We start from the raw sequence: 24,518 nt of genomic DNA, 5'->3' as shown, positions 1-24,518 counted from the left end.
AGTTGCGGGGCTTACATCTATTTACTAAGACGAGAAAAACTTATTCAGCGTCGATGCTGATGTACTTACGGTTTTTCGGGCCTTTAACTTCGAACTTGACTTTACCGTCAGCCAAAGCAAACAGAGTATGGTCCTTGCCGCAACCCACGTTGATACCAGCGTGGAATTTGGTGCCGCGCTGACGAACGATGATGCTGCCTGCCAGTACTGCTTCGCCGCCAAAGCGTTTTACGCCCAGACGTTTAGCTTCTGAATCGCGACCGTTGCGTGTGGAGCCGCCAGCCTTTTTGTGTGCCATTGTTCCGCTCTCCTAGTCTTAAGCGCTGATGCCGGTGATTTTAACGTCAGTGAACCACTGACGGTGGCCCTGCTGCTTACGATAGTGCTTACGACGACGAAACTTAACGATTTTGACTTTAACGCCACGACCGTGAGCAACGATTTCAGCTTTAACGATACCGCCAGCAACTAACGGCAGGCCGATATTGATTTCTTCACCGTTTGCAATCATCAGAACTTGATCAAACTCGATCGTTTCGCCAGTTGCGATGTCAAGCTTCTCAAGGCGGATAGTCTGCCCTTCGCTGACACGGTGTTGTTTACCACCACTTTGGAAAACCGCGTACATATAAAACTCCGCTTTCCGCGCACTCAACTTTGTATAGTTCAGAGGGCGCTATAAATATTCACAATAGGGCGCGAATTCTACGCAAAAAATCAGAGTAAGACAAGAGCACAATGACCACAAAAGAAGAAAAAAAGCGCAGTTCTTTCGTTATCATTTATCTACACTGTTTTTCAAGTACAATCCCCTTTACAGTTAGCGCCATGTGCCAATGTGAGCCAGATCTCATTGCGGTGAAGAGAACAACAGCCGAAAAAACACAATGAACCTAGAACAGATTATCGATCTTACTCAGGACGACATGGCTGCGGTCAACGCATCCATCCTTGAACAGTTGAACTCCGAAGTTTCACTCATCAATCAACTGGGATATTACATCATCAGCGGTGGCGGTAAACGCATCCGTCCAATGATTGCAGTACTGGCGGCCAGAGCGCTCTCTTACGAAGGCGACAAGCACATCAAAGTCGCTGCACTGATTGAGTTTATCCATACCGCCACGTTATTGCACGATGACGTTGTCGATGAATCAGATATGCGCCGGGGTAAAGCAACCGCCAACGCCGCTTTTGGTAATGCCGCAAGCGTCCTGGTCGGGGATTTCATCTATACCCGCGCATTCCAGATGATGACAGATCTCGAGTCGTTGCCGGTTCTGGCCCTGATGGCGAAAGCGGTCAATGTGATTGCAGAAGGCGAAGTACAGCAGTTGATTAACTGCAACGATCCTGACATCACCGAAGACAGCTACATGCAGGTTATCTACAGCAAAACAGCGCGTCTGTTCGAAGCTGCCTCTCAGTCTTCTGCCATGCTGGCTGGCGGAACTCAGGAACAGATCCTTGCTTTGCAAGATTACGGCCGTTACCTGGGCACTGCATTCCAGCTGATTGACGACTTGCTCGATTATGATGCTGACGGCGAAACGTTGGGCAAAAATACCGGCGATGACCTTGATGAAGGTAAACCGACATTGCCGCTTTTGCATGCAATGCAGCATGGCGATGAAAAACAGGCGGCCATGATCCGTAATGCTATCGAAGAAGGTAATGGGCGCCATTTACTGGAACCTGTATTAGCAGCCATGCACCAATGGGGCTCCCTGGAATACACCCGTCAGCGGGCCGAAGAAGAAGCTGACAAGGCCATAAAGGCACTTCAATTGTTGCCAGAGTCTGTCTATCGCTCGGCACTTGAAGGCCTGGCGCATCTTTCAGTGAAACGCGACTTCTGATGTTTATCTGTCGTACCTGGCACTTGTCAGGCAGGTACGACAGTTTTCAACGCTAGTTTTCGTCAGGCTTGCGCAACCTGTTTAACACTTCCGAAACGCCTTCTCTCACAATAAACGCGATCATTGTTTCACGTTCTGGTTCTCTCAATTGTTTGTAGCTTTCAATCCAGATTGCCAGAGGATCCTGATGCGAGGTATAGACATACTCCGCAGAATGCTCGTTCATCGCCAGACTAGCGACCGTATTACCGGGCAGACTGTCTATGTGATATTCCACCGCACGCCCTTGTACACCGCGTCTTCTCCTTTTAATCCAGCATAACCTGCGCGCCATTCCATGCACGCCTTGTGTCGAAGTTGGGAGCCCTTCTTTACCGGTTAATTCCTTTGCTGCGAACCACTCTTTTTTCATAACGATCCTTGTCTTTCTTATATAAACCACTAAGAAAGTTTCTGTTATAAATCCATGAGAATAATGCCGATACTTTCCTGAAACCTCCGGCGTCTATTTTAAAGATGACTTTAACGCCGAGTTTTAAGGAAAACCTCTACTTAACGGAAAGAAGATATTCAATTTTTCGAAATGAGTCTACTGCTGAGTCAAAAAGTTTCCATGAATTTTCTTTATCAAAAAATGAATGAACAGCGTAATACTCTCTTTTTAGAAACAAACGAAATGAAGTCAAAAAAAAAGGGCACGCAAAACAATAAACTCACAAAAAAACAACATGTTGAATTATTAATGTTTAAAATTAAACAGATTTTCTTTATAAAAACATAGTAAATTATTTATTAATAAACTCCATCCATTGTGGTAATGGATGATAAAGATCAAAAAACGCACAATAGAATAACTTATCCAATTTACGTGATTTCAAACTTGCACGTAATACATCATAAAAACAGACACCAATCACAAAAAGCAATACGAATTTACTTGTTTGTTTTAATCAGAATAAGAAGGTATTTTCTAAATGAAAGCAATGCTGGTTTTTCGGAAACATTGATTTGAATGAGTGAATCTGGGAAAAACAACCGTAGAATATATATTTAAACAAAATACATTCGAAAACTATATTTGAACAAATAAGGAAGCCATCATGAATACAAGGAACGAAGACTGGCATCAGGCCGATATCATTGCCGCACTAAGAAAGAAAGGAACCACGCTGGCGGCGGTATCTCGCTCGGCAGGCTTAAGTTCTTCAACCTTATCAAACGCGCTATCACGGCCGTGGCCAAAAGGGGAACTACTCATTGCAAGTGCGCTTGGACTCCATCCTTCAATTATCTGGCCAAGCCGCTATTTTGACGCCAAGACCTTTAAAATCATCGAACGTCGTTGTCGTACACCTAATGCTTCTCGTGACTAAATCACGTCGGGTATAATGTAAAAACCGCCGGGTTACACCGGCGGTTTTAAAGATGAAGCATCAGTTATTGATAAACTGTTCACCGAGCTCAATATCTTTTCGCAGGATATCCAGCATGGATTCAAGCGATTGTTGTTCAAACGCGCTCAGTTTGCCGACATCCAGCAGCTCAGCAATCCCGTTCTTGCCCAGCAAAACAGGCTGCGCGAAGAAACGGGTATGTTCACCCTTCCCTTCGACATACGCACATTCCACTACGTTACTTTCACCCTGCATGGCACGCAGCAATGAAAGTCCGAAACGCGCAGCGGCCTGCCCCATCGACAGCGTTGCAGATCCGCCTCCGGCTTTTGCTTCGACAACTTCGGTACCTGCATTCTGAATGCGCTTGGTGAGAGAGATGATTTCTTCATCGCTGAACGTTACACCAGGAACCTGAGAAAGCAGTGGAAGGATCGTCACACCGGAGTGTCCGCCGATCACCGGCACTTCAATCTCATCTGGCTGTTTGCCTTTCAGTTGTGCAACGAAAGTGTTGGAACGGATAGCATCGAGTGTCGTAATTCCAAAGAGTTTGTTTTTATCGTACACACCGGCACTTTTCAGCACTTCCGCCGCAATGGCGACTGTGGTGTTGACCGGATTGGTAATAATACCGATACAGGCTTTCGGGCAGGTTTTCGCGACCTGTTGGACAAGATTACGAACGATACCGGCATTAACATTGAACAGATCGGAACGATCCATACCTGGTTTTCGCGCCACACCTGCTGAAATCAGAACAATATCCGCACCTTCCAGCGCTGGCGTGGCATCTTCGCCACAGAAACCTTTGATTTTAACCGCGGTTGGAATGTGACTGAGATCGACAGCAACGCCCGGCGTCACCGGTGCGATATCATATAATGAGAGTTCGGAACCGGAAGGTAGCTGGGTCTTAAGCAGAAGTGCGAGGGCCTGACCGATACCGCCCGCAGCACCGAGAACTGCAACTTTCATCCTATACTCCTTTTTTATCATTAACTTATAAGTGTCGTGGAATTATTTTGGTTGTGACCTTAATCACTTACGCTGTTAAAAACAATCGCTCACCTGCAGAGAATCTGAGATGGGTCGTTTAGAAAGTAAAAAAATACTTTGAAACGGCCTTTATCCGGTCTTTTGTGACTTTTTATCGGAAAGCTTCCCTTAAAAGTAGCACCCCAAAACCTGTCAGGTTAATAAATGGTTAAATTTGGTTCATTGTGTGAGCTGAATCGAAGTCATCATGCCCACTCATTGAGTCGAAAAGCACTTCTGCAATGCACAATTTTGGCATATTCATGAAAAAACCTCTGATGCGACATCCGTCACATTCCTTGCACAGTGGTGAATCAGCGATTTACCTCCGGAAGGCATGTTGCATAAAAATGCAATTATCTGCATAATCAGCTTAACGATGATCAAGAGACCAGGGTGCAAAATGCGTAATCCTGCCAAACAGGAAGATTTAATCAAAGCCTTCAAAGCATTGTTGAAGGAAGAGAAATTCAGCTCTCAGGGCGAAATTGTCGTCGCACTCCAGGAGGAGGGGTTCGAAAACATCAATCAGTCCAAAGTCTCACGGATGTTGACCAAATTCGGCGCGGTGCGTACACGCAACGCAAAAATGGAAATGGTGTACTGCCTGCCCGCCGAGATAGGTGTGCCCACCACCACCAGCCCGCTGAAGAATCTGGTGCTGGATATTGACTATAATGAAGCCGTAGTGGTTATCCGCACCAGTCCCGGTGCTGCACAGCTGATCGCGCGTTTACTTGATTCGCTGGGTAAATCAGAAGGCATTCTCGGCACTATCGCGGGTGATGACACCATTTTCACCACCCCGGCACGCGGATTTAGCGTGAAACAACTCCACGACGCCATTCTGAGTTTGTTTGAACAAGAGCTGTAAGCCGCTGTTATAATACAAGGCCGCGCGCTCCCATTCTGTGCCGGGGGTCAGAAGAACAGAATTTCTGACCTCAGGCCAGTCGCTTTACCCTTCTTTTATATTGGTTAAATCTCACATCCTTGCAAAAACCTCCCTTTCCTGGCAAATCGCGACATCCCTTATCAGCCCTATTCTGTTAACTCTCGTCACAACACGCCCATTTCGGTCACATAAATATTTCAATGATGCGATTCACCGCAAAAATAAGCACAGATAATCAAATTGGCTCAATTCGTTGATTTTGCGAAAAAAGAACACCAAAAGAACGTTTTATAGGCGTTTTTTATAATTTTTCGTTATTAAAAACACCAATAGCGCACACATAACCACTCAAATAACTATTAGCAAACTATTAATATTTGTAGTGACTAGATGTATACTCATTTCCGTGGTGTAACACACCAGTTGTTGGAACACATAATAAATTCGACGAGGTCAATCATGAACGTTAAAACTACAATCGCAACTTTAAGCATTCTCTCTGCTCTGTCATTTGGTGCTTTTGCAGCACAACCTGTTACTCAGGTTCAAGCGTCAAATCTGCAGGCAAAAGGGATGATCAGCGTCAGCGGCGTAGCCGGTGCACCTTCTGATATCCGTCAGGCCCTGTCTGACAAAGCCGATGCAAAAGGTGCTAAAGCTTTCCGTGTTATTGAAGTGCGTCAGGAAGGTAACTACCACGCAACCGCAGAAATCTACCAGTAAATCACCCGGTAGACACAGCGAAGGGGCCTGAACGAATCAGGCCCGTGTATCAGACGGATTTATCACTGCCAGCTTTACGTTCCCGAACGCTCACCGCGCCCGAACCACAGTAAAACAGCCCTGATAGATCTACATTTGAAGCGACGTTGTTCTCTCAGATTGCATCAACGTCAGTAAAATCAGGAAATTATCATGAAAATCATTACTACTCTCGCCGCGCTTAGTCTTTTATCCGCTATTTCTTTCGGCGCATCTGCCGCACAACTGGTCACTAACCAGCAAGCTGAAAACCTGCAATCTATGGGTGTGATCAGCGTCAGCGGTGTAGACGGTGTGCCAACCGATATCCGCCAGCAGCTGTCTGATAAAGCCGATGCTAAAGGCGCAAAATCTTATCGTGTGATTGAAGCCCATAACGAAGGTGCTTATCACGCGACAGCAGAAATCTACCAGTAAGATTTCTCAGTATTACCCTGAACAAAAGCCACTGTTTGAGTATTTTTTGAATTAGCGTTACGGGTTCAACAGCCACAGATCGTCGAAACGACGCTGTTGAGGCTGGAAGAGAGCTGACACTGCCACTGCCGCGCTCTCTAACTAACGATACCCTCGTCGTCCTGTCCGACGACACCCTTTGGCTCCCATAAAATTTTGGGAGCTTTTTTTTGTCTGCTGGTCGGCCATCCTCTAAAAACGACAAAAAAAAGCACAGCCAAAGCTGTGCTTTTTTTCGGTAAGACAACGTTTATTGCTGTTCTGCCGCGCTGGCTTTCGCCGCCAGAGCAGACAGCAGTTTTCCATGGATACCGCCAAAACCGCCGTTACTCATCACCAGAATGTGATCGCCCGGCAATGATGCCTTGATCACCATATCCACCAGCGTATCTACATCGGCACTCCAGTGCGCAGGCTGAATACAGTGCTCGGCCACTTCAGCGACCTGCCACGGAATATGCTGCGGCTGTAGCAGGAAGACTTCGTCAGCACGGCCAAGAGACGGTGCCAGTTCATTTTTGCTCATGCCCATTTTCATGGTATTGGAGCGCGGTTCGAGGACAGCCAGAATACGCGCCGTTCCGCCCACTTTGCTGCGCAGAGCGGAGAGCGTCGCCAGGATCGCAGTCGGATGATGCGCGAAATCGTCATATACACTGACGCCGTTTTCCACGCCGCGCAGTTCCAGACGACGACGGGCGTTGATGAAATCACCCAATGCTTTACAGGCATCTTCCGGTTTCACACCCACATGACGCGCTGCGGCGATAGCCATCAGCCCGTTATGCATGTTGTGTTCACCGACCAGATTCCAGTTCACCTGCCCGACAATTTCACCTTTCAGGTATACGTTGAAAGAGCTGGCATCCGGTGTAAGTTTTTTCGCATCCCACGCACAGGCGTCAGTGTCACCCACAAACTCCTGCTCACTCCAGCAGCCCATCGCCATGACTTGCTTGAGCGGAGTATCGTGCTCCGGCAGGATAATTTTGCCTTTGCCCGGCACCAGACGCACCAGATGATGGAACTGTTTCTGGATAGCTTTCAGGTCGTCAAAAATATCAGCGTGATCGAACTCAAGGTTGTTGAGTACCAGAGTACGCGGGCTGTAATGTACAAATTTAGAGCGCTTATCAAAGAAGGCGCAGTCGTACTCATCCGCTTCAATCACCATAAACGGACTGTTGCCCAGACGCGCTGAAACCTCAAAATTGCCTGGTACACCACCGATAACATAGCCCGGCTCATAGCCGCAGGCTTCGAGGATCCACGTCACCATGCCGGCGGTGGTCGTTTTGCCATGCGTACCGGCAACGGCAATGACCCAGCGCTCTGGCAAAACGTGGTCGTGCAACCATTGCGGGCCGGACACGTAAGGGATGCCCTGCTCCAGTACGGCTTCGACACACGGGTTCCCGCGGGTCATCGCGTTACCAATGATCACCAGATCGGGCTGAGGGTCTAACTGTGCAGGATCGTAACCCTTAATCAGCTCAATCCCCTGATTTTCCAGCAGCGTACTCATCGGTGGATAAACGTTGTCGTCCGAACCAGTAACCTGATGCCCCTGAGCACGAGCCAGCATCGCCAGCCCGCCCATAAACGTGCCGCAAATCCCAAGAATATGAATGCGCATATATTTTCCATTAATGCCTTTAAGTCAGCCGCCATTCTACCGCTCAGAATCCTCCAGAAGAAATGGATTTGCCTATGATTCATCCATATATTTGGGCTAAACTGCCCACGCTCTTGTAAAGGTTTTATTAACGAACCGTTATCCATCCTAGATTCAGGGAACGTGTTATGAAAACGTTAGGCGAATTTATTGTTGAAAAACAGCAAGACTTTCCTCATGCAACCGGTGAGCTCACCGCCTTGCTCTCAGCAATAAAACTCGGCGCTAAAATCATTCACCGTGACATCAACAAAGCGGGTCTGGTTGATATTCTTGGTACCAGCGGCGCAGAAAATGTTCAGGGCGAAGTACAGATGAAACTTGATCTGTATGCGAATGAGAAGTTAAAAGCAGCCATGAAAGCGCGCGGCGAAATTGCCGGCATCGCGTCTGAAGAAGAAGATGAAATTGTCATTTTCGAGGGCGAACGCGCTGAAAATGCAAAATACGTCATCTTGATGGATCCTCTCGATGGCTCCTCAAATATCGACGTTAATGTCTCCGTCGGTACCATCTTCTCCATTTACCGTCGGACTACGCCACTCGGCCAGTCCGTGACTGAAGCCGATTTCCTGCAGCCGGGCAATCGTCAGGTCGCCGCTGGCTATGTGGTTTACGGCTCTTCCACCATGCTGGTTTACACCACCGGCGTTGGCGTTCATGCCTTTACTTACGATCCTTCACTCGGTGTCTTCTGCCTCTCCCATGAAAAAGTCCGCTACCCGGCCACCGGCAGCATGTACTCGATCAATGAAGGTAACTACATCAAATTCCCGCTCGGCGTAAAAAAATACATCAAATATTGTCAGGAGCAGGACGAAGCTACGCTGCGCCCTTACACCTCACGTTACATTGGTTCTCTGGTAGCAGATTTCCACCGTAACCTGCTGAAAGGTGGCATTTATATTTACCCAAGTACAGCAACCCATCCAAACGGCAAACTCCGTTTATTGTACGAGTGCAATCCGATGGCGTTTCTGGCCGAACAGGCAGGCGGCAAAGCCAGCGACGGCAAAAACCGTATTCTGGATATCATTCCGCAGAAACTGCATGAACGCGCGCCGTTCTTCGTCGGTAACAGCTCAATGGTTGAAGATGCAGAACGCTTTATCGCACAATTCCCTGATGAATAAATTCATCCCTACAAAAAACATCAAAGAATGAACGTGATACCTCTGTAACTTAGCGTTGCTCCAACGTAAAAAGGTGGCTTTTTAAGCCACCTTTTTTATTGCGTGCAGGCCCAGAGACCGCGTTTAGAACTGCCCGGCGGGATTGAGCTTAAACACCGCCATGCTTTCCGCCAGCAGTTGCGCCTGTTCCTCCAGAGAACGCGTTGCCGCCGTCGCCTGTTCGACTAACGCAGCGTTCTGCTGTGCGACCTGATCCATCTGGGTGATCGCCACGTTCACCTGTTCAATGCCGTGCGTTTGCTCGGTAGTGGCAATCGAGATTTCACGCATCAGGCTGGTCACGCGCGTGACTTCGCTGGAGATTTCCAGCATTGTCGCGGCGGCAGACTTCACCATATTCGATCCTTCCGCTACCCGGCTTTCTGAATCCCCAATCAGCTCTTTGATCTCTTTGGCCGATTGCGCGCTGCGCTGTGCCAGACTACGGACTTCACCCGCGACGACGGCAAAACCGCGCCCCTGCTCGCCTGCTCGCGCAGCTTCAACTGCGGCGTTCAGCGCCAGAATATTGGTCTGGAAGGCAATGCCGTCAATTACCGTAATAATGTCGCCGATACGCTTCGAACTGTCGGTAATCCCCTGCATTTTGGCCATCACCTGATTGACCACCTGGCTGCCTTTGTCCGCAATGGATGACACACTTTGCGCCAGCTGGTTAGCCTGCTCGGAGTTGGCAGCATTCATGCGCACGGTAGACGTCAGCTGTTCCATGCTCGCTGCCGTTTCCTCGAGCGAAGCGGCAGATTCTTCCGTGCGCTGCGCCAGATGCACGTTCCCGGCCGCCAGTTCGCGCGAGCCGACATCAATCTGATTTCCTGCATCGCGAACACGCCCCACCGACAGCACCAGTGAATCCTGCATTTGTTTCATCGCTTTCAGCAATCGGCCCATCTCGTTGTTATGAGAATCGTCGATTTCGTGGGTCAGATCGCCTTTGGCAATGTATTCCAACTGAGCGATGGAAAACGTCAGCGGATGCATGATCAGCTTCTGCAACGCAAACCACGCCAGTATCGCAATCGTCAGTGCGACAATGAAAGCCACAGCGATAATGGTCAGCTGAATATGTGCCTGCGTGCGCGCCTGCTCAATACGCTGATTGGTGTTATCCACCGCATAGGCGCGAAAGTCAGTCAGCGCTTTGTCGTAAGCATTGCTGTACGGCGTGATTTTGTTTTCCAGCACATCGTAATAGCTGTCAGCGCTTTGCGACTGGAGAGCCTGAAGAACGGGGAGAAGTCCATTGGCTTTATAAGCTTCGTAGGTTTTTTTCACCGCGGCCGATAAATCTCTGCCGCGCTGGGTTTCGTCCTCAATGCTGACGAATTTCGCCAGATCGGCATCCGCCTGTTTAATGTAACCGGCGATGCGGTCGGACGTCGCTTTTGCATCGTCCATCATGCCGATTTCCAGCTGACGAACGGCCACTCCGCTGGCGACGCGGGTACGCAGTGAGTAACTGTAGCTGTCAGCCAGCGAGCCTAACTCCTCGCCCTGAAGCTGATTAATCTTTTGCAATGATGTGGCACTTTGCCTGATGGCATTGGCGCCCAGCACGCTCACCAGCAATAAAATCAGGGTCATAAACACTAACAGGCCGATCAGACCGGCCTTTACGCTCAGCTTATTCAACATACGGTGTTATCCAGTGATTCAGGTGAAAAGGAGAAATGCATATCGTGGTAGGGGTCAGGTTTAACCTGACTTTTATTTGAATAGAGTTATCGGCAATTGACTGAAATACTTGATAAGAAAAGCAAAAACAGGCAGTTACACGGTGAAAAGGCGCAGGCGTGAATTTTACTGCCAGAAGGTCAGTTTTTGCGGCTACGCAACAGCAGGTCGTGCCGGAATATACGAAAGCGACATTCGGAGAAAAGGACGGGAATTCACGGGAGACTTGGCTATAATGTGCGGCACTCTATTCCTGGTTCAATTGAAGGAAACCAACCATGAGCTTACTGAATGTACCTGCTGGCAAAGACATGCCAGAAGATATCTACGTTGTTATCGAAATCCCGGCAAACGCTGATCCGATCAAATACGAAGTAGATAAAGACACCGGCGCACTGTTCGTAGACCGTTTCATGTCTACCGCAATGTTCTACCCGTGCAACTATGGTTACATCAACCACACTCTGTCTCTGGATGGCGACCCGGTTGACGTTCTGGTGCCAACACCATACCCACTGCAACCGGGTTCTGTGATCCGTTGCCGTCCGGTTGGTATGCTGAAAATGACCGACGAAGCGGGCGAAGATGCGAAACTGGTTGCCGTTCCGCACACTAAACTGAGCAAAGAATACGATCACATCAAAGATGTGAACGACCTGCCAGAACTGCTGCGCGGCCAGATCACTCACTTCTTCGAGCAATACAAAGCGCTGGAAAAAGGCAAATGGGTGAAAGTTGACGGCTGGGCTGACGCTGCTGCTGCCAAAGAAGAGATCGTGGCTTCTTTCGAACGTGCAAAAAACAAGTAATTGACTCTATAAATCATTGCTTGCTCTGCACAAAAAAACACCGCCAGATGGCGGTGTTTTTTTATGTATTACGCGTTGATACACAACGTTTATTTTTCGACGACTTTGCTCAGATCACTCATTACACCGCGTCGTTACGCTTCACCCAGTCACCACCTTCTATTCTCGGCACACCATCCAGTGAGCGAATGTAGAGGTAAATCCAGGCGCTGCCGTACGGCGTCGAAATCAGCTCGCGACGATAATCTTTCGTATTACTTTTCAGTTCATCCAGCTCGGCTAAAATAGACGAGGTGATGCGGTAAACTTCGCAGTAGACCTTCCCTTCCCCTGGAATGACAGCAGGATAGTGCCCCAGATTATAGAGCGCGTATCCTTCCAGCTCATGGTCACCCAACCATTGAGCGTTCGTCATCCAATGACTGTTGCCTTGCTTGCGTCGCAGACTACCGTAAACAATTATTCGCATGTTTATATTCGTATAGTAAAAGTCACATGAATTAGAACTCAAACTGATAGAGCAAATCCAATGCCTGATCGATGCCCGATACCGCCTGCAGATAAAGCTTCGGCATCAACCTATAGCGTAAAGTGAGTGTTGCCAGTGAGTCGAAAATCCCAACGCCATATTTCACCTGTAAACCCGGTAAAACATAGCCACTGACCACCACCTGGGAGCTGTCTCCCACGCCCTGAGTATCCAGTGCCAGATTGCTGACACCAAACGCCTCGCCGATTTTACCCACAAGTTTACCACTTTGTGCAACCCCCAACCCGATAAGAGCTGAAGTCATTGCCCCGCTATCGCCGCCAGAATTGTCTAAACCCTGCCCGCGAAGCAGGTAGGACAAGGCTTCCTGCTGAGACATCGCCGGATCTGAGAATATTTCAAGTTTTGGTGCATCGGCCTCGCCGGTGACCCTTAAACCCGCCACAACGTCGTTTTCGGTCGCTTCCGGATTACGAATCGCTTCCAGATTCAGCAGCGGCTGGTCCGCAGGGCCAGAGAATAACAACTGGCCTTTACGCACAATCAGATCCTGTCCGTAGGCGTGGAAACGCCCGGAAGGAATATTGATTTGGCCGTTCAGGCCAAGACCACGGCTATCCTGAGCCACTTTCAGCGCGCCTTCGAGACGGGCTTTCAGGCCGAACGCATCCAGACGCACATCTTTGCCGATATTCACCATCAGATTGCTGTTGATCGGAATTGAGGCCGTTGCCGGTTTGATCGGCTGACGCTGATCGTTGAGCATCACTTCGTCTGACGAGACACCGACCGCGCTTTCCGGCAGTTCCTGTACCGTAATGCGCGCCCACGGAATATCCACCGAGCCGTTCAGCGAGAATAGCTGTGGCGTGGCGTCGAACACCAGATCCGGTGAAACGTCCAGGCGTACCATCGGCGGTACAGAAACCCGCACGCGATCGCCGCGCGCTGCAATACGGGCACGCCAGGCATTCAGTTCGCTCCAGTCGGCGTTGCCATTAAGTTCCAGCTGCCCGTGCGCAGTTTTAATCACCCCTTCCATCAGCGATGACATACCGTTGAAATTAATATTGATATTGGCGTCGGTAATATCGAACGGCATGAACTGACCGTCGAAATCGACGCCGCTCAGCGCCAGCTTGCCAAAGACCTGCGGCTTCTGCGCGTCGCCGCCCAGCCGCAGATTGGCGTTCAGAATGCCGGAGGCTTTCTCACCGTCCATCAGCGCCGGTTGCAACAGCGCCATCGAGATGCGGGTGATATTGACGTTGCCAGTGAGATTGCGCTTGCCTTGCGGATCGGCAATCTGGATGTTGCCATCCAGTTGGCCGTTGTTGGTGATACGGATCAGCCAGTCGAGCGTCGCACGTCCATTGTTCAGCCCGGCATTCAAATTCAGCGTATCAAATGCAACGGGCAGCGGACTTCCCTGCACCAGTTGCTGGACCTTCACACCTTTACCGATAAGCGAAACGCTGGCCTGAGGCAATCCGCCGTCGGCTTTCCAGCTGACGTCGGCCTTCCCGCTGAAGACACCGCTGAGCTGCGTGTCATCGGTCAGGAAGGGTTTGATCATCGCCAGATCAAAGCGGTTGAGCACTACACTCGCCTGCCCGCTGGCACCGGCATCAATGGTTTTCGGGACGCACAGACTGGCGTTAGGGTTTTGCCAGCAATGCGGGCCGACGGTGATCCGTTGTTCTTTGTTGAAATAATCCAGCGCGATAGAACGGTTAAGACGCCATTCGCCGACCGGCGTATCAAACAATGTATTGGTGACATTACCTTTCCATTCCTCTGTCGCGCGATCAAAACTGCCGCTCAGCGCCAGACGGCCAGACACCGGTTTACCTTCGACTTTGAGCGTCAGTTGATGCTGTTTCTCGTTGCCTTTGGCGTCCAGATTGATATCGGTGATGTCCAGCGCATCCTGTTTAAGTTGCTGAATGCGGACCGCAAGATTGCCCTGAATCTGGTCGGTGGAACTGACGTCACCTTTTACATCCACACGACGGATGGTCAGCGCCTGCCATTTCAGACCGGTCGCCGTCAGGTCAGCCAGTAACTTCGGCGCTTTGAGATCCCCGCGCAGTTGCAGCATCCCTTTTGCCACTCCGCCCAGCCCCGGCAGTGCGCCGTCGAGGTGCGGTGCATCGACTTTGGCGTCCAGATCCCAAGTCTCGCTGAGTTTGCCTTTCACATCCAGATTATTGCGGCCCAGTTCAAGGTGCAGCTGCGGAATATCCCACTGCCCGTAACTGTTCCCGCGCAGATTGCCCTGCGCTTTGACGGCGTTTTGTTTGACGTTGCCGCTGAGCTCCAGTACCGGAACCTGTACCTGCCAGGTACCGCCGTAGAGGCTGCCGCGTGTGGCGATTTTCCCCTGCAATTTCGCAGGCCAGTCCGGCCATTGTTTGGCGGTATTAATACCGGTCAGCTTCAGTTCACTGTTCCAGCTAATGGCTTTGCTCCAGTCCACCACGCCTGTCAGGTCGGTATTTCCCTCCAGCGCCGCCAGACGCAGTAACGTCAGCCTGAACTGCTCTACGTTCCCCTTACCGTCCAGCGTCAGCGTGGCAGGTGGGATCTGATCGCCTTTAAAATCGGAGCGCAAAGACAGTGCGTAATCCGTCGCTTTACCGCTGAAGTTCAGCTTAAAGCCTTTGACCTGATACTGCGGCGTACCGGCCAGCGGCCACTGTAGGGCATCGCTGGTGAGTTTGAGTTCGACAGGTAACCCGGCCTCCGCCAGCTGAGTTTGCAGCGCCAGTTGCGCACGCACCGGGCCGGAAAGATTCAGGCCGACGTCCAGTTTGTCGCGCAGACCGCCCGCGACCTTCAGTTTGATCTTTTCACCTTTGACCGGATCAACGTTCACGGCGGTGTTGATGGTCATCTCCACCGGCCAGTTTTGATTCAGCGTCGCCTGCCCGATCCCGTCCAGAGAGCCCTGCGGCGAACGGATCATCAGCTTATCGAGCTTAACAAGCTGATCCTGCGTACTGGCTTTCAGTTCGAAACGGGTGATCAACACGTCGGTATCGCCTGTAAGGCGCAGGTTTTCAGCGGTAATTTGCTGAATATCCAGATCCACCGGCAAACGGTAATCAGGTAACTCAGGCAGCAGCGGTTTGGCGAACAGCTCCTGCAACGTTTCACCCAGTGGCTTCTCTGGCACTACGGCAACCGGTTCGGCCGGTTTGCCGGTGGCTTTCTCCACCGCTTTATCCTGCGCGGCCTGCACCACATCCGGTAACGGGTTGACCGGTGTTTTCGGCAGAGCGATCAGTAATCCGCCGATCTGGGTTGGCATCAGCTGAATCGCGCGGCCTTCCCAATGTGCGCCGGTGCGGAACGACGCCAGTGAAATCGCGCGGTCATCCAGCGTGACGTTGATATTCTCAAGCGTCAGCACGCGCAGCGTAATCGGATACGGCGTGCTGAGATTGGTCAGCGGCTCACTGTTTTCGGGTTCAGGTTGCGGCTGCGCGGGTGTCATCTCTTTGGTGTTCACCACCACATTGACGTCTTTGACCCGCAGCGCATTCACGCACAGCGCGCTGTTTTTCAGGCAGGAAAAATCGAGGGAGAGATGAAACTCTCCGGCTCTTACATCCACACCCGGCATTTCGTAGTGCACGCCTTTAAGCGTCAGATCGCGCCATCCGCCGTCGGTACTGGCGATATTCAGCCCCGGCACGAAGCGATTAGCGCCGTTGATCATCAGGTGCAGGCCGGTTTGCGTACCGACCAGGAAGGCCACCAGCCCCATTAACAGCACCAGGAAGATCAGGAACCCCAGGCAGATTTTCTTAAATAAACTCATAATTCCGGACCCAAACCGATGTAAAACTGCAATCCATGCTCATCTTTATCGCCGACAGGTGCCGCGACATCCAGTTTCACCGGGCCGATCGGTGAAGCCCAGCGCACGCCTACACCCGCGCCGGTTTTGAAATCGTTTTGTGTGATGTCATTGACCGCTTCGCCGGAATCGACGAACACTGCGCCCCACCATTTTCCGGTCACGTTGTACTGATATTCCAGCGAGCCGGTGCCCAGATAGGATGCACCAGTGAGTTTGCCTTCATCGTCGCGCGGGGAAATGGATTTGTATTTGTAGCCGCGAATACTGCGGTCGCCACCGGCGAAGAAGCGCAAGGACGGCGGCACACGTTCGAAATCGTTAGTTTCGATCCAGCCCAGGTTGCCGCGCAGGACAAACCGGTGTTTGTCTTCCAGCGTGCGGATCCAGACGTTTTGCGCCTGAACGACGGCGAAATCGACGTCAGATCCCCAGGTCGTATCGGAGACATCCAGAGAATAACGTTGGGAGTCCCCCCAGGTCGGCATCAGGCCGCCACGCTGACGCGTACGGTTGAGGCTGACGCCCGGATAAAGCAGCATCGTGGTGTTGGTGACACTGCCCTGCGTAAAGTGATCGAGGCTCCAGCGCAAATTCACCGCGTGTTGCCAGCCGCTGGAGAGATCCCAGTAGCGCGCCAGATTGACGGTGGTGGAATCTGAATTGGTATCGTTGAGGTCTTCGCGCTTGAAACCGCCCTGAACTAAATAATATTGTTCGAGCGGAGATTTCAGCAGCGGAATTTTATAGCTCAGATCTAAAGACTGTTCCGGCCCGGACAGCGTGGTCGAGGTTTCAAAGCTATGGCCGCGATCGTTGACCCAAGGTTTTTTCCAGTTGGCCGTGACGCGCGGGCCAATGTCTGTGGAATACCCGACACCGGTTTCGATAGTGTTTTCGGTACGCGGTGAAACCAGCGCATTCAGCGGCAAGGTTTTACTGGCTTTGGCATCGGTAAAATCAGGTGAAACCACAACGGAGTTGAACCAGCCGGTCGCGGACAGGCGGCGGTTCAGCTCAGCCAGCTGCGCGGAGGTGTAGTAATCCCCCTTGTGGAATGGCACCAGATTTTGCAGGTAATCATCGCGGATCTGCGAACCCTGATAATGCACATCGCCAAAGCGGTAACGCTCGCCGCTGTCGAACTGGATATCCCAGAATGCTTTGTGTTCATCTTCGATGACGCCCAGCTGGCTTTTCAGCATGTTGGCGTCAAAGTACCCTTTGCGCAGTGCCACACCGGTCAGGGAACTTTTAAAGTGCTCATAGGTACCGTGGTTGAGAATGGTGCCTACCGCGGGAACCTGTGTTTCTTTCAGTTTTTCGAATTCGTTATCTTTATTCGCCTGCCCGGTGATCACCACCGTCGTCCCGGCGATTTTGACCGGCGTACCCGGCGTCACTTTCGCGATCAGTACCGGACGTCCCGGCGGGGGCGTCTCGCGATAATCGAAATCGATCGTCGGCGAATAATAGCCCAGCGGCCGCAGACCTTGCTCAATGGCCGCGCTGACGCGCGCACGAAACCGACCGTTCGCCCCGACTTCATCGCTTTCGATAGAAGACAAACGCACACGAACGTTTTTTTCCAAATCGCCATCCAGGCCTTCCAGCTGCAAACGTACTTTCGCTGCCATGGAAAGTGAGGGGGCGAGCAGTACACATAACAAACCCAGTTCACGATATCGTGGCACACGCACTCCTGCTAATTTTGCTGTCCTGTTAAAATTTCAGATGCCCGCCGGAGAAAATCCGCCCATCTTTGGCAGATTCAGCTTTTAATGTCTGATGAAGGCAGTTTAGTGCCAATCCTGTGAAAATGTTCAACGACGGCGCAACGTTCCCCGTATTGTGTGCAAAGACGCAATCAGATACAACTAAGAGTGGCCCGTTGGTCATTAATCTCTGTTACTAATTTTTGTTCACTAATGCAACAAATGGAGTCTCCCGTGGTGCAACTTTCCGACAAAACGCATGCAGTAAATCAAGAAGATGCGTTACCTGGCCGTACAACACCGATGCCAGTGGCAACGACTCACGCCGTGAATGGTCATTCGATGACGTATGTTCCTGACAATATGGAAGTCGCGGTTTTTGCGATGGGATGCTTCTGGGGCGTAGAGCGTTTGTTCTGGCAACTGGAAGGGGTTCACAGCACGGCAGCCGGTTACAGCGGCGGTTTTACCCCGAACCCGACTTACCGTGAAGTCTGCACCGGCCAGACCGGCCATGCGGAAGTGGTGCGTGTGGTCTTCGACCCGTCCGTTATCAGCTACGCGAAACTGTTGCAGATTTTCTGGGAAAATCACGATCCGGCGCAGGGCATGCGTCAGGGCGGCGATATCGGCACGCAGTATCGTTCAGCGTTATACGTGCTAAGCGCAGAGCAGCAGGATCAGGCGCTGGCCAGTCTGGCGAGTTTCCAGCAGGCAATGGACAACGCGAACGATAAGCGCACCATTACCACTGAAATTAGCGAAGCCCTGCCGTTCTATTATGCAGAAGACGATCATCAGCAATATCTGTTTAAAAACCCGGAAGGTTACTGTGGTTTAGGCGGAATTGGTGTCTGTCTGCCACCGCAATAATGCGGGATTTTTAAGCGCTGGCGGCGGTCTCAGTGCTGCTGCTATACTATGCGGGTCACAAATGTGGCCCATTAAAATTATTTCTGGCAATTATCTTTGTTTTTTTCATCCTTAATGCTTCTTTCTTCTGAACCGACTTTTAATCAGAGATTAAAATGACGTTGAGCTGAGTCATCAATAAGCAGCAAAAATAATGAGTGCCTTTCCTTGCCGGTTCATATCGGTGTTAAACGGATAGATTATGTTAAACAGTATCTTACTGATTCTTTTACTTATCGCGATCAGTGCCTTTTTCTCGCTTTCAGAGATCTCGCTGGCCGCTTCCCGCAAGATAAAACTTAAACAGTTGGCAGACGAAGGAAACGTCAATGCCTCCCGCGTAATGAAACTGCAGGAAACCCCTGGCCTGTTCTTCACCGTGGTACAGATTGGCCTGAATGCCGTCGCCATCCTCGGTGGTATAGTCGGCGATGCCGCATTCTCCCCAGCGTTCCAGTCCTTCTTTATTCGTTTCATGTCGCCAGAAATGGCGGATCAAATCAGCTTTATCTGCTCCTTCGTGCTGGTTACCAGTCTGTTTATTCTGTTCGCTGACCTCACTCCGAAGCGCATCGGTATGATTTCACCTGAATCGGTTGCGGTCCGTATAGTCAACCCGATGCGTTTCTGCCTGTTGGTGTGCCGCCCGATGGTGTGGTTCTTCAACGGAATGGCGAACATGATTTTCCGCCTGTTCAAATTGCCAATGGTGCGTAACGACGATATCACCTCTGACGACATTTATGCCGTAGTGGAAGCGGGCGCGCTGGCCGGGGTGCTGCGTAAGCAGGAACATGAGCTGATTGAAAACGTGTTCGAGCTGGAATCACGCACCGTGCCATCATCAATGACCTCGCGTGAAAGCGTCATTTTCTTCGATCTGCGCGAAAGCGAAGAGAGCATTAAAGAGAAAATTTCAACGCATCCGCACTCAAAATTCCTGGTCTGCGACGGTCATATTGATCAGGTCGTGGGCTATGTGGATTCGAAAGACCTACTGAACCGCGTGCTGGGCAATCAGAGTTTAATGCTGAGCAGCGGCGTACAGATCCGCAACGCCCTGATCGTGCCGGATACCCTGACGCTGTCCGAAGCGCTGGAAAGCTTCAAAGCCGCCGGAGAAGACTTCGCGGTAATCCTCAACGAATACGCGCTGGTGGTCGGCATTATCACGCTCAACGATGTGATGACGACGCTAATGGGCGATTTAGTGGGTCAGGGCATGGAAGAGCAGATTGTTGCCCGTGACGAGCACTCCTGGCTGATTGAAGGCGGTACGCCGATCGAAGACGTGATGCGCGTGCTGCATATCGAAGCGTTCCCGCAGGCGGGCAATTATGAAACCATCGGCGGTTTCATGATGTTCATGCTGCGTAAAATCCCTAAGCGTACGGACTTTGTGAAATTCTCCGGCTATAAATTTGAAGTAGTCGATATCGACAGCTACAAGATTGATCAGTTGCTGGTGACGCGCATTGTCGATCAGCCCGTTGCGCCACTGCTGCCGAAAACGCCGCAGGAAATCAAAGACGAGAAGAAAGCGCAGGCACAGTCATAACGGTGTAACCACGCACTTTTCCGAATGCCAGAAACACGAACGGCCCCTTTCAGAGGGGCCGTTTTTTTTGCGCCTGCTGCGCCAGATGGGCAACAGCGACTACGCGCAGGGCGTTTAACCCATTTCTGTCTGCAAATGCGTAACCTGACGGTTAACTTCAGACATCACGCTAAAGTGGCGCTTATCACGAACCTTGGGCAACAGAATTTTGCCTTGGTCAAACTCAAAAGCGCCGACGTCTTTGATATACAAACGTCCACGGAACAATGTCTTGACGTACTTCGCGACTTTCATCGGATTGTAACGCTGGAAGATTCTCATTTTTCTACTTTTCTCCGTTAAATCACTGCATGCGCCGGCCACGTCGCAAGGCGACAGATACCGGAACAGAAAAAGGAACAATTGCAGTGATGAGACATATAACATAGCAGGGCACTCAGGTATTGCCAGTGTATTTAACTGCTTTTACATTGCTTTTCAGTATTGTCTTAATCCCTGACACTGGATGGCAGTATAACCCTGCTTTATGTGTCAATTTTGTAACCAGCAACACAATTTTAACATCTCAACAGGACAGACCACTTAAGCGATCCTATGCTTGGCGAGTCTGCCCTTTTGTGCCCCGGAGAATGTATGCTTCTAAGAAGTCTGTGTGTGATCAGTTTTATGACATTCTCACTTTTTGCATCGGCCCATAACTTCACCATCGGCCAGCGCGTGGCGCCGGTCGGCGTCGATGACAAAGGCGAACTGAACGACGTCAACGACACGTTCAGCTATACCAAATGGAACAGCGCCAGACTGCCAGGAAAAGTTCGTATCGTGCAGCATATGGCAGGAAGAAGCAGTGCCAAAGCACTGAACGAACCATTGATTGACGCCATCAAGGCGGCGAATTTACCGCATGACCGTTATCAGACGACGACCATCGTCAACATTGACGATGCCATTATCGGCACCAGCCTGTTCGTGCGTAAAAGCATTGAAAGCGGCAAACGGGAATTCCCATGGTCACAGATCATTGTCGACAGCAACGGCGTGGTGAAAAAGGCGTGGCAGCTGCAGCCGGAAAGCTCGGCGGTTGCGGTGCTGGATAAAGACGGCGTGGTTAAATTCGCCAAAGACGGACAACTGTCACCGCAGGAAGTAAAGCAGGTGATTACGCTGGTGGATCAGCTGGTCAAAGAGTAGTGGCATAAAAATCCCGGCTTCAACGCCGGGATCGACATTTCTCAGGCAGGATTCAGAACAACGAAACCCGGAATCCCGGATTGAGGAAGGATTCACGCGGCGTATACAGCAGCGTTTGCCCTGTCCAGTCATTTACTTTCGCACCGGCAGCAATGGCTACAGCATGTCCGGCACCGGTATCCCAGATATTGGTCGGCCCGAAGCGCGGATACAGCTGCGCAGCCCCTTCCGCCACCAGACAGAATTTCAGCGAAGAGCCGACGGACACCGTCTGATGCTCGCCCAGCTGCGCCAGATAATCTTTCAGTTCCTGATCGTTGTCGTAATGCGAACGGCTCACCACCACCAGCGGCGGATGCGCTTCGCTGACCTGAATCTGTTTGCGCTCGCCCTGCTCTTCTTTCCAGGCTTTACCTTCCGCCGCGCTGTACATCACTTTGGTCACCGGCACATACACCACACCCAGCACCGGCACGCCATCTTCGATAAGCGCAATATTCACCGTGAATTCGCCATTGCGCTTGAGGAACTCTTTAGTGCCATCCAGCGGATCGACCAGCCAGTAGCGCGTCCAGCCCTGACGCTCGCTCCAGCTTTGCGGATCCTCTTCCGACAGCATCGGTGTCTGTGGATCCAGTTTTTGCAGACCGGCTTTGATCACGTCATGCGCGGCAATATCTGCCGCGGTCACCGGTGAATCATCTTTTTTCTGACGGGCGTCGAGCGGCTGTTCGCCGTCGTACACCGCCATAATGGCATCGCCCGCATCACGCGCCAGCTGACAAATTTGCTCTAACATTTTCACCCTCGATGCATTCACTCTCATTGCTCAAGCCTAGTTTTTTTTGCCCGGAATAGCCATCCCGGAATGTTATCAGCCTGTCACTTACGCCGCGTCAAGGTGACATAAAGGTGTTACATCTCACATTTATTTATGACAACTGATTACATTCTCAGCGAATTTTGAGATACATATCCAGTTTTTCTATTCCGGGCATCACCCTTTCTCTGGAGGCAAGGCAATGAATAAACGTCATCTGACGTTATCCCTGTTGGCAACGCTGGTCGCATTACCGGCGTACGCGTCACAGGTGGATCTGCGCATCATGGAAACTACGGATCTGCACAGCAACATGATGGACTTCGACTATTACAAAGATAAACCGACCGAGAAGTTTGGACTGGTGCGCACCGCCAGTCTGATCCACGCGGCGCGTAACGAAGTGACTAACTCCGTGCTGGTCGATAATGGCGATATCATTCAGGGCAGTCCGCTGGGCGATTACATGGCGGCGAAAGGACTGAAAAAGGGCGACGTACATCCGGTGTATCTGGCGATGAATACGCTCGATTATGCAGTCGGTAACCTGGGCAACCACGAATTCAACTACGGGCTGGATTATCTGAAGAAAGCACTGGCAGGGGCGAAATTCCCTTATGTGAATGCCAACGTCATTGACGATAAAACCGGTAAACCGTTGTTCACGCCGTTCCTCATCACCGATAACGCCGTAAAAGACCGCGAGGGTAAAACCCATAATCTGCGCATCGGCTATATCGGCTTCGTACCGCCGCAAATCATGGTCTGGGACAAGGCCAATCTGCAAGGCAAAGTGACCGTTGCGGACATCACCGAGACCGCCAAAAAGTGGATCCCGGAAATGCGCAAACAGGGCGCAGACATCATTGTCGCCATTCCGCACTCCGGCCTGTCCGGTGATCCCTATAAAACCATGGCGGAAAACTCAGTCTATTACCTGAGCGAAGTCAAAGGTATCGACGCCATCATGTTCGGCCATGCCCATGCGGTTTTCCCGAGCGAAGAATTTGCCGGCATCAAAGGTGCGGACATCAAACAGGGCACGCTGAACGGCATTCCTGCCGTGATGCCGGGCATGTGGGGCGATCATCTGGGCGTGGTCGATATGGTGCTGAACAATGACAACGGCAGCTGGAAAGTTGAAACGGCCAAAGCCGAAGCGCGGCCTATTTACGACAAAGAACAGAAGAAATCGCTGGCACCGGAAGACCAGGATCTGGTGAAAGTACTCGCGCCGTCCCATGACGCCACGCGCGAATTCGTCAGTAAACCGATCGGAAAATCGACCGATAACATGTACAGCTATCTGGCGCTGGTGCAGGACGATCCTACGGTGCAGATCGTTAACAATGCGCAGAAAGCCTATACCGAACACTTCATACAGGGCGATCCGGATCTCGCGGGTCTGCCGGTGCTGTCGGCCGCGGCACCCTTTAAGGTCGGCGGACGTAAAAACGATCCGGCCAGTTTTGTCGAAGTGGAAAAAGGCGATCTGACGTTCCGTAACGCGGCGGATTTATATCTTTATCCGAACACGCTGGTGGTAATGAAGGTCACCGGTCAGGAAGTGAAAGACTGGCTGGAATGCTCTGCCGGTCAGTTCAATCAGATCGATGTAAACAGCACCAAACCGCAGTCGCTGATCAACTGGGATGGTTTCCGCACCTATAACTTCGATGTGATCGACGGCGTGAATTATCAGATTGATGTCAGCCAGCCGGCGAAGTATGACGGGGAATGTACGCTCATCAACAAAGATGCCGAACGTATTAAAAACCTGACTTACAACGGTAAGCCGATTGATCTGAAAGCCACTTTCCTGGTCGCGACCAATAACTACCGCGCGTACGGTGGGAAGTTCGCTGGCACCGGCGACAAGCACATTGCGTTTGCGTCGCCGGATGAAAACCGCTCCGTGGTCGCGGCGTATATCAGCGCCGAAACTAAAAAGCACGGCGCAGTGACGCCAACCGCCGATAATAACTGGAAGCTTGCGCCTGTTAAGGCTTCGCAACCGCTGGATATTCGCTTCGAAACTTCACCGGGTGACAAAGCGGCGACCTTTATTAAATCTCACGCTCAGTATCCGCTAACGGCTAAAGGAACGGATGCCATCGGCTTTGAAATTTATCAGGTCGATTTGCAGAAATAAGCCCCTTCTCCACGCCCCGTCCGGGGCGTTTTTTTCTCCTGTACTTCCTTTGAGCTATAG

The 24,518-nt window shown here is 51.1% G+C and carries 22 protein-coding genes; 11 read left to right on the top strand and 11 right to left on the bottom strand.

What is annotated here, in order from left to right:
• Positions 1 to 40: 40 nt before the first annotated feature.
• Positions 41 to 298 (bottom strand): 50S ribosomal protein L27, encoded by a 258-nt coding sequence (rpmA, locus tag AC0Z7K_RS12210; protein ID WP_112164575.1) that lies wholly within the window; start codon positions 296 to 298, stop codon positions 41 to 43.
• 18 nt (positions 299 to 316) lie between these two features.
• Complete coding sequence (rplU, locus tag AC0Z7K_RS12205) at positions 317 to 628, bottom strand: 50S ribosomal protein L21 (RefSeq protein WP_056782448.1); 312 nt, start codon at positions 626 to 628, stop codon at positions 317 to 319.
• A 259-nt stretch (positions 629 to 887) separates the two neighbouring features.
• Between rplU and ispB the strand changes: the two genes are divergently transcribed.
• The gene (gene ispB, locus AC0Z7K_RS12200) at positions 888 to 1,859 is read left to right on the top strand and encodes an octaprenyl diphosphate synthase (RefSeq protein WP_413530267.1); all 972 of its coding nucleotides are present in this window, start codon (positions 888 to 890) and stop codon (positions 1,857 to 1,859) included.
• A gap of 52 nt (positions 1,860 to 1,911) precedes the next feature.
• Here the strand turns inward: ispB and AC0Z7K_RS12195 are convergent, their stop codons facing one another.
• Positions 1,912 to 2,271, bottom strand: coding sequence for a DNA-binding protein (locus tag AC0Z7K_RS12195; protein ID WP_413530266.1), 360 nt, complete (start codon positions 2,269 to 2,271; stop codon positions 1,912 to 1,914).
• Positions 2,272 to 2,959: 688 nt separating this feature from the next.
• Here AC0Z7K_RS12195 and AC0Z7K_RS12190 point away from each other — a divergent pair.
• Positions 2,960 to 3,232, top strand: coding sequence for a helix-turn-helix domain-containing protein (locus AC0Z7K_RS12190; RefSeq protein WP_413530265.1), 273 nt, complete (start codon positions 2,960 to 2,962; stop codon positions 3,230 to 3,232).
• Positions 3,233 to 3,292: 60 nt separating this feature from the next.
• On the opposite strand, the gene mdh is transcribed toward AC0Z7K_RS12190, so the two are convergent.
• Positions 3,293 to 4,231 (bottom strand): malate dehydrogenase, encoded by a 939-nt coding sequence (gene mdh / locus AC0Z7K_RS12185; RefSeq protein WP_413530264.1) that lies wholly within the window; start codon positions 4,229 to 4,231, stop codon positions 3,293 to 3,295.
• Between the two features lie 463 nt (positions 4,232 to 4,694).
• Between mdh and argR the strand changes: the two genes are divergently transcribed.
• The 3 genes from argR to yhcN (AC0Z7K_RS12170) all read left to right on the top strand — a co-directional run bounded on the left by argR (position 4,695) and on the right by yhcN (AC0Z7K_RS12170) (position 6,365).
• Entirely contained in the window at positions 4,695 to 5,165 is a 471-nt protein-coding gene (gene argR, locus AC0Z7K_RS12180) for a transcriptional regulator ArgR (protein ID WP_112164570.1), read from the top strand.
• A gap of 480 nt (positions 5,166 to 5,645) precedes the next feature.
• Positions 5,646 to 5,909, top strand: a complete 264-nt coding sequence (gene yhcN / locus AC0Z7K_RS12175) for a peroxide/acid stress response protein YhcN (RefSeq protein WP_485614623.1) — start codon at positions 5,646 to 5,648, stop codon at positions 5,907 to 5,909.
• A 192-nt stretch (positions 5,910 to 6,101) separates the two neighbouring features.
• Complete coding sequence (gene yhcN / locus AC0Z7K_RS12170; protein WP_413530263.1) at positions 6,102 to 6,365, top strand: peroxide/acid stress response protein YhcN; 264 nt, start codon at positions 6,102 to 6,104, stop codon at positions 6,363 to 6,365.
• Between the two features lie 289 nt (positions 6,366 to 6,654).
• Here yhcN (AC0Z7K_RS12170) and mpl read toward each other — a convergent pair whose 3' ends face one another.
• Entirely contained in the window at positions 6,655 to 8,040 is a 1,386-nt protein-coding gene (mpl, locus tag AC0Z7K_RS12165) for a UDP-N-acetylmuramate:L-alanyl-gamma-D-glutamyl-meso-diaminopimelate ligase (RefSeq protein WP_485614621.1), read from the bottom strand.
• A 167-nt stretch (positions 8,041 to 8,207) separates the two neighbouring features.
• Between mpl and fbp the strand changes: the two genes are divergently transcribed.
• Entirely contained in the window at positions 8,208 to 9,212 is a 1,005-nt protein-coding gene (gene fbp / locus AC0Z7K_RS12160) for a class 1 fructose-bisphosphatase (RefSeq protein WP_112164566.1), read from the top strand.
• Between the two features lie 123 nt (positions 9,213 to 9,335).
• On the opposite strand, the gene AC0Z7K_RS12155 is transcribed toward fbp, so the two are convergent.
• Positions 9,336 to 10,907 carry a methyl-accepting chemotaxis protein gene (locus AC0Z7K_RS12155; protein ID WP_485614620.1) on the bottom strand — a complete coding sequence of 524 codons (1,572 nt, stop codon included), beginning with the start codon at positions 10,905 to 10,907 and terminating at the stop codon, positions 9,336 to 9,338.
• Positions 10,908 to 11,224: 317 nt separating this feature from the next.
• On the opposite strand from AC0Z7K_RS12155, the gene ppa reads away from it, so the two are divergent.
• Positions 11,225 to 11,755 carry an inorganic diphosphatase gene (gene ppa, locus AC0Z7K_RS12150; protein ID WP_112164564.1) on the top strand — a complete coding sequence of 177 codons (531 nt, stop codon included), beginning with the start codon at positions 11,225 to 11,227 and terminating at the stop codon, positions 11,753 to 11,755.
• A gap of 121 nt (positions 11,756 to 11,876) precedes the next feature.
• On the opposite strand, the gene AC0Z7K_RS12145 is transcribed toward ppa, so the two are convergent.
• Genes AC0Z7K_RS12145 through tamA form a run of 3 tightly spaced genes read right to left on the bottom strand, consistent with a single transcriptional unit; the run spans position 11,877 to position 17,747 of the window.
• Positions 11,877 to 12,224 carry a gamma-glutamylcyclotransferase family protein gene (locus AC0Z7K_RS12145; RefSeq protein ID WP_112164563.1) on the bottom strand — a complete coding sequence of 116 codons (348 nt, stop codon included), beginning with the start codon at positions 12,222 to 12,224 and terminating at the stop codon, positions 11,877 to 11,879.
• Positions 12,225 to 12,255: 31 nt separating this feature from the next.
• Entirely contained in the window at positions 12,256 to 16,071 is a 3,816-nt protein-coding gene (gene tamB / locus AC0Z7K_RS12140; RefSeq protein ID WP_485614619.1) for an autotransporter assembly complex protein TamB, read from the bottom strand.
• Positions 16,068 to 17,747 carry an autotransporter assembly complex protein TamA gene (gene tamA, locus AC0Z7K_RS12135; protein WP_413530317.1) on the bottom strand — a complete coding sequence of 560 codons (1,680 nt, stop codon included), beginning with the start codon at positions 17,745 to 17,747 and terminating at the stop codon, positions 16,068 to 16,070. Before tamA ends, tamB begins: the two co-directional genes overlap by 4 nt.
• A gap of 315 nt (positions 17,748 to 18,062) precedes the next feature.
• Here tamA and msrA point away from each other — a divergent pair, with 315 nt between their 5' ends.
• Positions 18,063 to 18,698, top strand: a complete 636-nt coding sequence (msrA, locus tag AC0Z7K_RS12130; RefSeq protein WP_413530316.1) for a peptide-methionine (S)-S-oxide reductase MsrA — start codon at positions 18,063 to 18,065, stop codon at positions 18,696 to 18,698.
• A gap of 241 nt (positions 18,699 to 18,939) precedes the next feature.
• Positions 18,940 to 20,295 (top strand): polyamine export protein PaeA, encoded by a 1,356-nt coding sequence (gene paeA / locus AC0Z7K_RS12125; protein ID WP_112168316.1) that lies wholly within the window; start codon positions 18,940 to 18,942, stop codon positions 20,293 to 20,295.
• 114 nt (positions 20,296 to 20,409) lie between these two features.
• Here the strand turns inward: paeA and AC0Z7K_RS12120 are convergent, their stop codons facing one another.
• Positions 20,410 to 20,616: a DUF1107 domain-containing protein gene (locus AC0Z7K_RS12120; protein ID WP_056782464.1), complete on the bottom strand. Its 207-nt coding sequence runs from the start codon at positions 20,614 to 20,616 to the stop codon at positions 20,410 to 20,412.
• Between the two features lie 312 nt (positions 20,617 to 20,928).
• Between AC0Z7K_RS12120 and AC0Z7K_RS12115 the strand changes: the two genes are divergently transcribed.
• On the top strand, positions 20,929 to 21,486 hold the full coding sequence (locus AC0Z7K_RS12115; protein ID WP_485614618.1) for a YtfJ family protein: 558 nt from the start codon (positions 20,929 to 20,931) through the stop codon (positions 21,484 to 21,486).
• A gap of 52 nt (positions 21,487 to 21,538) precedes the next feature.
• Here the strand turns inward: AC0Z7K_RS12115 and cysQ are convergent, their stop codons facing one another.
• Positions 21,539 to 22,285: a 3'(2'),5'-bisphosphate nucleotidase CysQ gene (gene cysQ / locus AC0Z7K_RS12110; protein WP_413530258.1), complete on the bottom strand. Its 747-nt coding sequence runs from the start codon at positions 22,283 to 22,285 to the stop codon at positions 21,539 to 21,541.
• Between the two features lie 223 nt (positions 22,286 to 22,508).
• Here cysQ and AC0Z7K_RS12105 point away from each other — a divergent pair, with 223 nt between their 5' ends.
• Entirely contained in the window at positions 22,509 to 24,458 is a 1,950-nt protein-coding gene (locus AC0Z7K_RS12105) for a bifunctional 2',3'-cyclic-nucleotide 2'-phosphodiesterase/3'-nucleotidase (RefSeq protein WP_485614617.1), read from the top strand.
• The last annotated feature ends 60 nt before the right edge of the window (positions 24,459 to 24,518 follow it).

Source organism: Rahnella sp. 1L-D-7-B-C2, assembly GCF_057290995.1.
This window is presented reverse-complemented; position numbering and strand designations above follow the sequence as displayed.

Bases quoted from the DNA above. Each gene is read 5' to 3' on its own strand.
- fbp (WP_112164566.1), top strand. From the start codon at position 8,208: ATGAAAACGTTAGGCGAATTTATTGTTGAAAAACAGCAAGACTTTCCT.
- tamA (WP_413530317.1), bottom strand. From the start codon at position 17,747: ATGGCAGCGAAAGTACGTTTGCAGCTGGAAGGCCTGGATGGCGATTTG.
- tamB (WP_485614619.1), bottom strand. From the start codon at position 16,071: ATGAGTTTATTTAAGAAAATCTGCCTGGGGTTCCTGATCTTCCTGGTG.
- AC0Z7K_RS12120 (WP_056782464.1), bottom strand. From the start codon at position 20,616: ATGAGAATCTTCCAGCGTTACAATCCGATGAAAGTCGCGAAGTACGTC.
- argR (WP_112164570.1), top strand. From the start codon at position 4,695: ATGCGTAATCCTGCCAAACAGGAAGATTTAATCAAAGCCTTCAAAGCA.
- cysQ (WP_413530258.1), bottom strand. From the start codon at position 22,285: ATGTTAGAGCAAATTTGTCAGCTGGCGCGTGATGCGGGCGATGCCATT.
- yhcN (WP_485614623.1), top strand. From the start codon at position 5,646: ATGAACGTTAAAACTACAATCGCAACTTTAAGCATTCTCTCTGCTCTG.
- rpmA (WP_112164575.1), bottom strand. From the start codon at position 298: ATGGCACACAAAAAGGCTGGCGGCTCCACACGCAACGGTCGCGATTCA.
- mpl (WP_485614621.1), bottom strand. From the start codon at position 8,040: ATGCGCATTCATATTCTTGGGATTTGCGGCACGTTTATGGGCGGGCTG.
- yhcN (WP_413530263.1), top strand. From the start codon at position 6,102: ATGAAAATCATTACTACTCTCGCCGCGCTTAGTCTTTTATCCGCTATT.
- mdh (WP_413530264.1), bottom strand. From the start codon at position 4,231: ATGAAAGTTGCAGTTCTCGGTGCTGCGGGCGGTATCGGTCAGGCCCTC.
- AC0Z7K_RS12115 (WP_485614618.1), top strand. From the start codon at position 20,929: ATGCTTCTAAGAAGTCTGTGTGTGATCAGTTTTATGACATTCTCACTT.
- AC0Z7K_RS12195 (WP_413530266.1), bottom strand. From the start codon at position 2,271: ATGAAAAAAGAGTGGTTCGCAGCAAAGGAATTAACCGGTAAAGAAGGG.
- paeA (WP_112168316.1), top strand. From the start codon at position 18,940: ATGTTAAACAGTATCTTACTGATTCTTTTACTTATCGCGATCAGTGCC.
- ispB (WP_413530267.1), top strand. From the start codon at position 888: ATGAACCTAGAACAGATTATCGATCTTACTCAGGACGACATGGCTGCG.
- ppa (WP_112164564.1), top strand. From the start codon at position 11,225: ATGAGCTTACTGAATGTACCTGCTGGCAAAGACATGCCAGAAGATATC.
- AC0Z7K_RS12155 (WP_485614620.1), bottom strand. From the start codon at position 10,907: ATGTTGAATAAGCTGAGCGTAAAGGCCGGTCTGATCGGCCTGTTAGTG.
- AC0Z7K_RS12145 (WP_112164563.1), bottom strand. From the start codon at position 12,224: ATGCGAATAATTGTTTACGGTAGTCTGCGACGCAAGCAAGGCAACAGT.
- AC0Z7K_RS12190 (WP_413530265.1), top strand. From the start codon at position 2,960: ATGAATACAAGGAACGAAGACTGGCATCAGGCCGATATCATTGCCGCA.
- rplU (WP_056782448.1), bottom strand. From the start codon at position 628: ATGTACGCGGTTTTCCAAAGTGGTGGTAAACAACACCGTGTCAGCGAA.
- AC0Z7K_RS12105 (WP_485614617.1), top strand. From the start codon at position 22,509: ATGAATAAACGTCATCTGACGTTATCCCTGTTGGCAACGCTGGTCGCA.